The sequence below is a fragment of the Actinoplanes sp. NPDC051633 genome, from assembly GCF_040681735.1.
Classification (GTDB): Bacteria; Actinomycetota; Actinomycetes; order Mycobacteriales; family Micromonosporaceae; genus Actinoplanes.
This window is the reverse complement of sequence record NZ_JBFAZH010000185.1, coordinates 1-9,251: the sequence shown is the minus strand read 5'-3', so window position 1 is coordinate 9,251 and position 9,251 is coordinate 1. Positions and strand designations below refer to the sequence as shown.

Here is a 9,251-nt window from a genome sequence, read left to right as displayed (position 1 = left end):
CTGCGCGAACGGGCTCGCCGCCGACATGCTGCACACGGGTGAGGCGCAGCCGGCCCTGGAGATCGCGGCGGACACCTTGCAACGCTCGCGAACCGTCCGTGGCGCGGACCACCCGGACACCGCGGCCTGCGCGTGGAACGTGGCGCTGGACTCCGGTGACGAGCCGGCTCAGCAGCAGGCCACGACGGCGTTGATCAAGTCGTTCGGCGAGGGCCACCCGGCGGTGGCGCTGGCCGCCTCAGGCCAGCGGCTGGAAACCGACATCGATCTGCCGCTGCTCTAGGGTCAGCAGCTCGGTGAGGTCCGCCGCGGGCATCGGCTTCGCGAAGTGGTATCCCTGCGCCTGCGCGCAGTCGAGCTCCCGCAGCCGGGCCGCCTGCACCGCGTCCTCGACGCCCTCCGCCACCGGTGACAGGTCGAAGGTGCGCGCGATCTGCAGTACCGCCTCGGCCACCGACGCGCCGGACGTCTCCTGCATGGCCTGCACGAACGAACGGTCGATCTTCACCACGTCGACCGGGAGCGTGCCCAGGTGGCTCAGCGAGGAGAAGCCGGTGCCGAAGTCGTCCAGCGCGATGCGTACCCCCAGGGTCTTGAGGTTCTTCAGAACCCGCGCCGACTCGACCAGGTCGACCAGCGCGACCGACTCGGTCAGCTCGAGCACCAGCAGGTGCGGCGGCAGGCCGGTCTCGTCGAGCACCGCGCGGACCTCGTCGATCAGTTCCGGCCGGCCCAGCTGTGAGGCGGACAGGTTCACGTTCAGCTCGAAGCCCGGGTTCGTGACCTGCCACTCGGTGGCCTGCCGGCAGGCCTCCCCGAGGACCCACCCGCCCAGCCGCGGCATCAGGCCCATCGACTCGGCGAGGTCGAGGAACGCGGCCGGCGGCAGCAGCCCACGCTCGGGGTGCCGCCAGCGCACCAGGGCCTCCACGCCGGCCGTCTTCTCCCCGCCGTCGCTGAGGTCGACGATCGGCTGGTAGTGCACCTCGAACTCGCCGCGGTCCACCGCGCGGCGCAGCTCGGCCTCGTCGCGGCGGCGCTGCTCGGCCATCGCGAACTGCGCCGGGTCGAACCGCCGCGCCACGCCCTTGCCGTCCGCCTTGGCCTGGTAGAGCGCCAGATCGGCCTCGCGAAGGACGTCGTCGACGGCGTGGCCGCTGCCGCGGGTCAGCGCGATGCCGGCGCTGGCCCGGATGCCGAGCACGGCGTCGCCGATCACCAGCGGTGCGGCCAGGTCACGCAGGATCCGCTGCGCCACGGTGTCGGCGATCTGGTCGTCGGCGAGGCGGGGCAGCAGCACCACGAACTCGTCGCCGCCGAGCCGTGAGACGGTGTCGTTGGCCCGCACGTTGGCGTTGAGCCGCTCGGCCGTCTTACGCAGCAGCTCATCGCCGGCCGCGTGCCCGTAGGTGTCGTTGACCTCCTTGAACCCGTCCAGGTCGACGAGGATCACGGCGGTCATGGTGTCGTCGGCGTCGGACAGGGCGTCGGTGGCGTGGTCGATGAAGAGCTTGCGGTTGCCGAGCGCGGTGAGCGGATCGCGGAAGGCCTGTCCGGCCAGGAGGGCGCGCTCGCGGTTGAGGTCGCGCATCAGGGAGTCGTTGGTGCGGGCGCCGAGGAACTGGCGCACGAGGATCACCGCCGAGACGACGATCAGCAGGCCGGTGAGCTCGGGCGAGACCACGCCGTCGCGGTGGTGCCAGTAGGCGGCCATGAGCACGGCGGAGGCGACGGGCGCGTACTGCAGAAGCGGCCACCGCTGGGCGAGGAAGATGACGCCGGCACCGAGGAACAGCACGACGCCGAGCGGCACGAGCCGGGTGGTGCGCTCCTCGAAGAGCCCGGGCCAGGCCAGCATGAGCAGCGAACCGAAGATCATCGCCCCGTCCACGACGTGGCGTACCCGATTCATGGCTTTGCTCTGACTCATGCCCCACCTCCGGGTCGTCAGATCGGCCCGCAGCCCCGCGACCTGAGCGTTCCCACTCAGCTCGAGGTGCCGAGCCAGTCGGCCAGCGCGACCGGATCGACCCCTTCACCCCGCAACCGTTGCCAGACGGCGACAAGAGCCTCGATCCGCCCGTGCGCCCCGGCGGCGATGGCGAGGGCGGTCGGATCAAGATCAAAATCTGATTCGAGGTACGAGCGCCGGAAAGTCCCCTGATCACCCCGCAGGAAGGCGAGTTCCGAGGCCGTTGCGCGACGCACGCGCCACTGCCCGCTCACCCCACCGTCCCGGCCGTGCGCTGCTTCCTCCGCGCCAGTCCACGACGGGTCCCTCAACGACGGGTCCTCGCGCAGCAGAGCGTGGATCCGGTGCAGTCGCGGGCTGCGCGGAAGAGCGCGTCGAGTGGGCGGGCGCAGCGTCGACCGGACCTCCGGGGGGTCCTTGCCCTCCCGCCAGGCCTGCGCCAACGCCGCCACGCCGGCCGGATCGGGGGTCATGTTGCGCAGGCGCCAGCGCGCGTAGTGGTCGGCGTTGGCCATGCGGGCCAGGCGGGCGATCTCCGGGTTCGGGAACGGCTCGGCCGACCACGGTCGCACCTCCTCGGCCAGCGCCGCCACGAAACTGGTACCGGCCCTGGTCAGGGTGCCCGCGGCGAGCAGGCGGTCCGCCGTCTCCGACACCGCCTCGCGCCACCGTTCGTACTCGAAACGCGCCACCCGCCCGCCACCGGCCGCCGACTCCGCAACCGCCTGGCCTTCGCCGCTCGCTGCCGCCGACTCCGTGCGCCAGAAGCGGGTCACCGCCAGATAGGCGTACGCGCCGTGCAGGATGCCGGACGCCGGGCGCGGGTCGTCGCGCCACGGCGAATAGCCCAGGTCGCGCGGCCGCTCGTGCAGGTCGAAAAGGTGGCTCGTGGCGTTCAGGAGGCTGTGCTGGGCTTCGTGCAGCAGGCCCACGGCCAGGCTCACGCCGTCGGCCGGCATCGACATCGCGACCGCGCCGAAGGCGTCCGCCGACGTCGCGCTGATCCCGGCCGCCGCCGGGTCCGCCTCGACCGGCACGACGCAGGTGAGCACGGCTCGCAGCAGCAGCGCGGCGTCGCGATGCCGGCTCGCCAGCACGCGCCACGCCTCGGTGAAGCACCGCTCCCAGTGCGCCGCGTCAACCTCGGCGAGCCGGCCGGTGGGGGTCAGCCCGAGCAGGCCTCGGCGGTCGTCGGCGTCCTCCAGGCGTACCTCGATGGACAGCCCGCCCTGCTCGGCGACCAACCGCCGCGCGTTGTCCCGCGGCAGCTCCATCGCGGCGCCGGCGACGGCCGTGCGCAGTTGCGCCGCCGCCCAGGCACCGGTCAGCGGGTCCTCGACGGCGCGGCGGAAGGCGACCGGATCCTCGCGTTCCAGGGCGCGCAGGCGCGCGTACCCCGGGGAGGGCCGCAGCGCGCGCAGCAGCAGCAAGTGACGGCTGACCTCGGCCCGGCGCAGCTCGGCGACCGTCGCGAGCGATGGGCGACCCGCGCCCAGCTCGGCGAAGGCATGGTCGGAGAGCGCGTGCCGCCGCACGTCAGAGGGCCGAGTTGAAACCGGCGATCGGTTCGTCGGGGTCGGCCAGATCGTCGGCGACCCGGCGCAGCGCACGGGCCAGCGCGGAGTCGCCGTCCTGTTCCTCGGCGAGGTCGGCGAGCTCCGACAGGGACAGCTCGGACACGTCGACCAGGTCCGACTCCCACTTCTCGCCCGTCACCGCGCCACCTCCCGCCGGTGGATGTTTGCCGACCGGCAACGGTCAATGTATTGCCGCCAGGTTACGGTGCCGTCGCCGGGTCGGGTGACGTCGTGGCGCGCCCGCACACCGGGTCCTCGTCGCTTGCGGGTTCGTGATCTCATAGGACCCCAACACAGGATGAAAATCGGCAACGGAGGACAAACTGTGCTGGGTCGCAATCTGGACGACGCCGAGGAGTGGGTGCGGTCGTGGAGCTCGCAGGACTCCGGGCGCGCCGAGGCGACGGCGACGCTGGCCGACCGGATCGCCGGGCTGGCCGCCTCGGCGACCGGCGGTGACGGCGCGGTGCGCGTCCACGTGAACAGCGGCGGCAACGTGACCGCGCTGGACCTCGACGACAGCGCGCGCCGGCTGAGCGGCGCCGACCTGGCCGCCGAGATCATGCGGACGATGCGGCGCGCACAGTCCGGGCTCCGGGAGCGGGTGGCCGTGGCGGTCGGGGAGACCGTCGGCGCGGAGTCGGAGACCGGACGCGCGGTGCTCGAAAGCTTCACGCAACGGTTCCCGCCGGTGCCGGACGGCCCGGTCGCGCCCGTGATGCCCGCCTCCGCGCCGTTCCCGAGTTTCTCGATCCGGCCGACGCTGCCGCACCAGCAGCCGGCCAACGGACACGAGAGCGGACGGGACAGCCGAGCGCGCTGAGCGCCGGACCGTTACGGTCGGTGTACGGGACATCTGCAAGGGGGACGAACGTCGTGAGCTCATCGCTGCCGAGCCGCGGGCCGGCGCCGCCGGTCGATCAGATGAACAACGCCGAGCTGGCGCGCATGATCGAGGCCGAGCATCCGTACCGCGGGAAGGCGCTCTTCGAGCTGTCGGACCGGATCGCGCACGACGACGACGCGGCGACGAAGGTGGCGATGCTGAGCCGGCTGACGTCGCTGCGGGCGGCGCGGCTCTTCGACCGGGTGTCGCTGGCCTGGTCCGGGATCATCGCGCTGCTCGCGGCCGAGACCGCCCATGCGCGGATGGTCGCCTACGAGGCCTTCTACGCGCTGGAGCCGGCGGAGCAGAAAGATCTGCTCGACTACCTCGAGGTGCCCGCGATCGAGGAGGCCCACCCGCGCATCGCGTGAGCGGGCCTCCGGTGCTCATGGCTCAACGGTCAGGCGACGATCTTGACGTCCTTCCAGAACGCGACGCGATCACGAACCACCTTGGCGTCCGGCTTCGGCTCCGGGTAGAACCAGACGGCGTCCGGCGTCGTGTGGTCGCCGGACTCGAGCGTGTAGTAGGAAGCCTTGCCCTTCCACGGGCAGATGGTGTGCGTGTCGGAGGGGCGCAGCACGTCTTCCCGCAGCGAAGCACGCGGGAAGTATGTGTTGCCCTCGACAACCACGGTGTCGTCGCTCTCGGCGATGATCTCGTCGTTCCAGATGGCCTTCGACATAGCTCGAACGTAGCGCGTGCACGCCCCGGGGTCGGATATGTGCGGTTTATTCAGCTCTGCGGGGTGAATGGCGGAGCGTCGCGAGGACATTGCCGAGACGGTGAGCGAAGATCTAGTGTCGACCGGCGCCACCCCCGACGGAAACGGCCGAGATGAACCGCCAGAGCACCTTGCCAAGCCGCCGCGAGCAGGCCAGGCACGCGTTGCTGCTGCTCGGCGTCCCCGCCCCGGCCCGCCTCGTGGTCGAGGTGCACGCCGCGTTCTTCGACGGCGACCTGTCGGTGCCGGCGCTGGCCGCGCTGCTGCGCGACGAGGAGCGTGCCTTCGCCGACGCGGGCCCGTGGTTCGTCTGCCCGGGGCTGAACCCGGATCTCACGGCGGCGCGCGGGACGGTCACGCTTTCCGCGTGGTCGCTCGACGATCGCTTGGGTACGCCCGCCGTCAGCCGCGCCCACCACCTGGTCGCGACGGTCCGCGTCGCGGAGTTCGCCGCCGCCCGGCCCGGCGCGGGTCCCGTGGCACACGACCTGCTGCGCCGCCTCGCCGGCGAGATCCCCGGCGCGCGGGAGTCGATCACGAACGCGACCGCGGCGGGCGCCGCCGCGGACCTGGCCGCACTCGCCCGCGTAGCGATCGACGACCCGGCCCTGGCCGAGGCGGTCGCGGCGGAGGAGCCGGCCCGCGCCGAGGCATTGGCCCGCGCCGCCCAGCTCGACGACCGCCAGCGCCTCTTCGGCCTCCCACCGGTCCCACACCAGCGAGGCCGAGCATGACGCCGCTCGACGTCGCCGCGCCGCCGGCTGTGGCCGGCGCTTTCACGCCGGGTCGCGTGCTGGGCAGCCGCGCATGACCGGTGTCGTGCCGCGGCAGGCGGATCTCGACCGGCTGCGGGGGGAGTCGCCGCGGAAGCGGCACAACGCCCGCACGATCGCCGCGCTCACCGGCAATCCCGGCTGCACCCGCCGCGCCGTCCTGGACGCCGCCGGGGTCGACAAGCCGCACCTCGCCGAGCGGATCGGCTTCCCGGGCCGCTTCGGGCAGTCCCGATTCGCCCTGGCCCGCGGCAACGGCTTCGAGGCCATGCTGAAGGCCGGCGGCGGCACCCTCCTGCTCGAGGCCCTCGGCTTTCCGGCCCTCAAGGTCGGCTACGACGACCTCGGTGCCGACGCCGACGAGACGCTCGCCGAACGCCACGCCCGCACCCGCGACCTCCTGGGTGACGCGGCCGGCGCGGCCCTGATCGACCACCCCCTGCTCACCCTCGACGTCGCCGGCCAGCGGGTCTTCCTCGAGCCGGACCTGATCGCCTTCCAGCGGGCCGGCCGCCTGCAGGTCGTAGAGATCAAGTCGTTCGCGATCGTCGACGGCCAGGCGGACAGCGCGAAGGTCTCCGCAGCGGCCACACAAGCCGCCGTCTACGTCCTCGCCCTACGCTCCCTCCTCTCCTCGCTCGGCCAGGACCCGGCCCTGGTCGATCACGAGGTCGTGCTGGTCTGCCCGGAGAACTTCTCGTTGCGCCCGGTCGCCGTCGTCCTCGACGTCCGCAAGCAGCTCGCGACCCTGCGCCGCCAGCTCGCCCGCATGGCCTCCGTCGACACCCTGGTCGCCGCGCTCCCGCCGGACCTGTCCTTCGATCTGGCCCTGTCGCCGGAACGGCTCACCGCGGCCCTCGGCCAGGTCTCTGCCCGCTACGCCCCGGAATGCCTCTCCGCCTGCGAACTCGCCGCGTACTGCCGGCACGAAGCCGCCGGCACCACCGGCGCGCTGGGCCGCCCGGTGCGCGACGCCCTGGGCGGTGTCGAGTCGGTGACCGAGGTGCTGGCCCTGGCCGGCGGCGCGCGGCCCGCGAGCGAGGAGCAGGCCGAAGCCGCCGCGATGCTCCGGACCGCCGCCCGGCTGCGGGCCGAGGCCCTCGCTTCGTGAGCACGCTGACCGCGCTCGCCCGCGCTCAAGCCTTCACGTCGGGCCGCGCCGAACCCGTGGCGACCGTGCGGCATCTCCACCTGCACGAGCATCCGTTCGTCCTGGTGCCGCTGGCCATGGCCGGCGAGGCCAACGCCCCGCTGGCCGCGATGGCCGGCACCGCGCAGTCGTCGCCCACGTTGCTGGTCGTTCCCCAACCCCGGAACCGGGACCAGCGCTTCGCTTTCGCCGCCTCCCTCGCCGAGCTCCTTTTGCCCTACGTGGACTCGTTCACCGGTGTGGCCGAGCCGATCGCCGTCGACCGCGGCCGCGACGTCCGATACCGCCTGGTGGACGCGCCCCAGGTCTGGGTGCCCAACACCGGCGGCGTCGACTTCCTCAAGCTTTTCGGCCGCTCGACGCGTTTCCGGCAGGTGGATGGCGATTACCCGGTGCCACCCGGGGTGCCGCTGCTGGGCCGGTGGCTCACCTTCTTCGCCCAGTCGGCCGAGGTGCCGGGCGCGTCGCTGCTGCTCAACTCCGTGCAGGCCTTGGGTCTGCACTGGGCCACCGGGCAGAGCAGCGCGGAGGACGCCCAGCTCGCCGCGCTGCTGGCCTGGATCACCCCACCCGCGGGAATGTCCGGCCGCGATGCCGCTCTCGAGGCGGAGGGCCAGGCGGCCGGTCCGGCCACCGACCCGGAGTTCGACAACAAGGTGCTCGCCCCGCTGATGGCCGCCGACGACGTCGACGGGCTCACCGAGGCGTTGCGAGAAGTGTTGCAGCCGACCTGGGACCAGATGTGGCACACGCTCGCCCTGCTGCGTGCCCTGCCGCCCGGCGCCCGGGTCGCCTCCCGCTGGGACGCCGACCGCGACGTCTTCTCCGCGTTCGTCGCCAACCTGGCCGAGGGCGGCCCGCCGCAGCCCCGCCGGGACGGCGCGGTCGCCGCGGCGGCGCGTTTGCACCGCCTGGAGAACGCCGCCGCCCGCTATGCCGTGCAACGCGCCTTCGACGACCCGCTGGTGATGGCCGAGCACCGCCTGGCCGGCACCGCCTTCGCCGGCACCGTGACGCTCGCCGACCCCGATCGGATCGACGACACCGGCAAGCGCCCGGTGCTGCGCCCGCGGATCATGGTCGCCACCACCGAGCCGGTGCGCGTCGACCCCGGTGCGACCCTCACCTCGCCGGCCCGTCCGGGCCAGAAGGCGAAGGTCATCTCGGTCACGGCCACCCCCACCGGCAGCGACGTGCTGCTGGAACTCTCCGGCGGGATGGGCCGCAAGATGGTCGCCGAGCCGGGCAGCGTGCCGGCGGTGGGGGAACAGCTCCTGCTCACCACGCTCAGTGAGGCGTTCCGGCCGGGCGCCGCCTTCCCCGACGCGAGCGAAACTCCCTGGACCCATGGCGGGCCTGGTGGCGACCCGCCCGCGGTGGTTGAGTGAAACCGTGTTCGCCGTCGCGCTCGACGAGTATCGCTGCGAGAGCCTGGCGTTCAGTCCCGACGCGACACTGCTCGCGGTCGGCGGCTCGAACGGCATGGTCGGGCTCTGGCGGGTCGACACCGGTCGGCCCCACCGCCATTTCGTCCACGACCTGCTCGGCGGCGCCGTGCGCGCCGTCGCGTTCTCCTCGGACGGCACCCTGCTCGCCGCCGCCGGTGCCAACCACCTCAAGGTCCGTGAGCTGCGCACCGGCCGGGTCATCCTCAAGCGCCAGCACCCGGACGACCTGACGGCCGTCACGATCGACGACAGCAACGCGCGGATCGCCACGGCCTGCCTCGACGGGGTCCTGCGCGTGTGGTCGCGCCGCGGCGCGCTGATCGCCGAACGCCCGGGCGTCTGCACCGCGGCGACGCAAGGGCTGAGCTGGACGCCCGACGGGCCGGTGCCCACCTCGGAGTCGAGGCTGGAAGCCCGGTCGGCGGACGGAACGCTGGTCGCCACGGTCACGGCCGATGGGGTGCGGGTGGCCGCGATCCGCTGATCGCGGCCAGGTGGGCGAGGATCGACTGGTTGGCCTCCCAGCCGTCCGGAAACTTCACCGGCACGTTGAGGTGCACCGGCTCGGTGGACGGGTGGGCGTCGAGCAGGTCGGCGATGCCGGCTCGCGCCACCACCACGCACGCGTTGCGGTGGCGCGAGGTCAGCACGCACAGCCGGCCGGACTCCAGGTGGAACGCCGTGGCGTCCTGTCGGCCGGACAGCGGGTGCAGCACGACGG

General features: G+C 73.0%; 11 protein-coding genes and 1 pseudogene. 7 read left to right on the top strand and 5 right to left on the bottom strand.

Annotated elements, in window-relative coordinates; all coding sequences use genetic code 11:
• Positions 1 to 283: tetratricopeptide repeat protein (locus AB0M20_RS13515; protein ID WP_364297767.1), on the top strand; the 283-nt coding region annotated here is incomplete at its 5' end.
• Here the strand turns inward: AB0M20_RS13515 and AB0M20_RS13510 are convergent.
• From AB0M20_RS13510 to fxsA, 3 genes are read right to left on the bottom strand one after another with little or no spacing between them, the layout of a single operon-like run.
• A complete protein-coding gene (locus AB0M20_RS13510; protein WP_364297765.1) occupies positions 239 to 1,930 on the bottom strand; it encodes a bifunctional diguanylate cyclase/phosphodiesterase in 1,692 nt (563 codons plus the stop codon). The two genes, AB0M20_RS13515 and AB0M20_RS13510, sit on opposite strands and share 45 nt — an antisense overlap.
• 56 nt (positions 1,931 to 1,986) lie before the next feature.
• Positions 1,987 to 3,507 (bottom strand): HEXXH motif-containing putative peptide modification protein, encoded by a 1,521-nt coding sequence (locus AB0M20_RS13505; protein WP_364297763.1) that lies wholly within the window; start codon positions 3,505 to 3,507, stop codon positions 1,987 to 1,989.
• A 1-nt stretch (position 3,508) separates the two neighbouring features.
• Positions 3,509 to 3,688, bottom strand: coding sequence for an FxSxx-COOH cyclophane-containing RiPP peptide (gene fxsA, locus AB0M20_RS13500; protein ID WP_364297761.1), 180 nt, complete (start codon positions 3,686 to 3,688; stop codon positions 3,509 to 3,511).
• A 186-nt stretch (positions 3,689 to 3,874) separates the two neighbouring features.
• Here fxsA and AB0M20_RS13495 point away from each other — a divergent pair, with 186 nt between their 5' ends.
• Together AB0M20_RS13495 and AB0M20_RS13490 are read left to right on the top strand one after the other, a co-directional pair.
• Positions 3,875 to 4,372, top strand: coding sequence for a YbaB/EbfC family nucleoid-associated protein (locus AB0M20_RS13495; protein ID WP_364297759.1), 498 nt, complete (start codon positions 3,875 to 3,877; stop codon positions 4,370 to 4,372).
• A gap of 53 nt (positions 4,373 to 4,425) precedes the next feature.
• Positions 4,426 to 4,806 (top strand): hypothetical protein, encoded by a 381-nt coding sequence (locus tag AB0M20_RS13490; RefSeq protein ID WP_364297757.1) that lies wholly within the window; start codon positions 4,426 to 4,428, stop codon positions 4,804 to 4,806.
• Positions 4,807 to 4,835: 29 nt separating this feature from the next.
• On the opposite strand, the gene AB0M20_RS13485 is transcribed toward AB0M20_RS13490, so the two are convergent.
• Positions 4,836 to 5,120: a DUF427 domain-containing protein gene (locus AB0M20_RS13485; protein WP_364297755.1), complete on the bottom strand. Its 285-nt coding sequence runs from the start codon at positions 5,118 to 5,120 to the stop codon at positions 4,836 to 4,838.
• A 152-nt stretch (positions 5,121 to 5,272) separates the two neighbouring features.
• Between AB0M20_RS13485 and AB0M20_RS13480 the strand changes: the two genes are divergently transcribed.
• From AB0M20_RS13480 to AB0M20_RS13465, 4 genes are all read left to right on the top strand, one after another.
• Positions 5,273 to 5,893, top strand: coding sequence for a hypothetical protein (locus AB0M20_RS13480; RefSeq protein ID WP_364297753.1), 621 nt, complete (start codon positions 5,273 to 5,275; stop codon positions 5,891 to 5,893).
• Between the two features lie 73 nt (positions 5,894 to 5,966).
• On the top strand, positions 5,967 to 7,043 hold the full coding sequence (locus AB0M20_RS13475) for a hypothetical protein (RefSeq protein ID WP_364297751.1): 1,077 nt from the start codon (positions 5,967 to 5,969) through the stop codon (positions 7,041 to 7,043).
• Complete coding sequence (locus AB0M20_RS13470) at positions 7,040 to 8,470, top strand: hypothetical protein (protein ID WP_364297749.1); 1,431 nt, start codon at positions 7,040 to 7,042, stop codon at positions 8,468 to 8,470. The genes AB0M20_RS13475 and AB0M20_RS13470 overlap by 4 nt, the downstream gene beginning before the upstream one ends.
• A 4-nt stretch (positions 8,471 to 8,474) precedes the next feature.
• Positions 8,475 to 9,014: a hypothetical protein gene (locus AB0M20_RS13465; protein WP_364297747.1), complete on the top strand. Its 540-nt coding sequence runs from the start codon at positions 8,475 to 8,477 to the stop codon at positions 9,012 to 9,014.
• On the opposite strand, the pseudogene AB0M20_RS13460 reads toward AB0M20_RS13465, so the two are convergent.
• A pseudogene (locus AB0M20_RS13460) lies at positions 8,977 to 9,251 on the bottom strand (helicase); the annotation flags it as partial. The gene AB0M20_RS13465 and the pseudogene AB0M20_RS13460 overlap by 38 nt on opposite strands.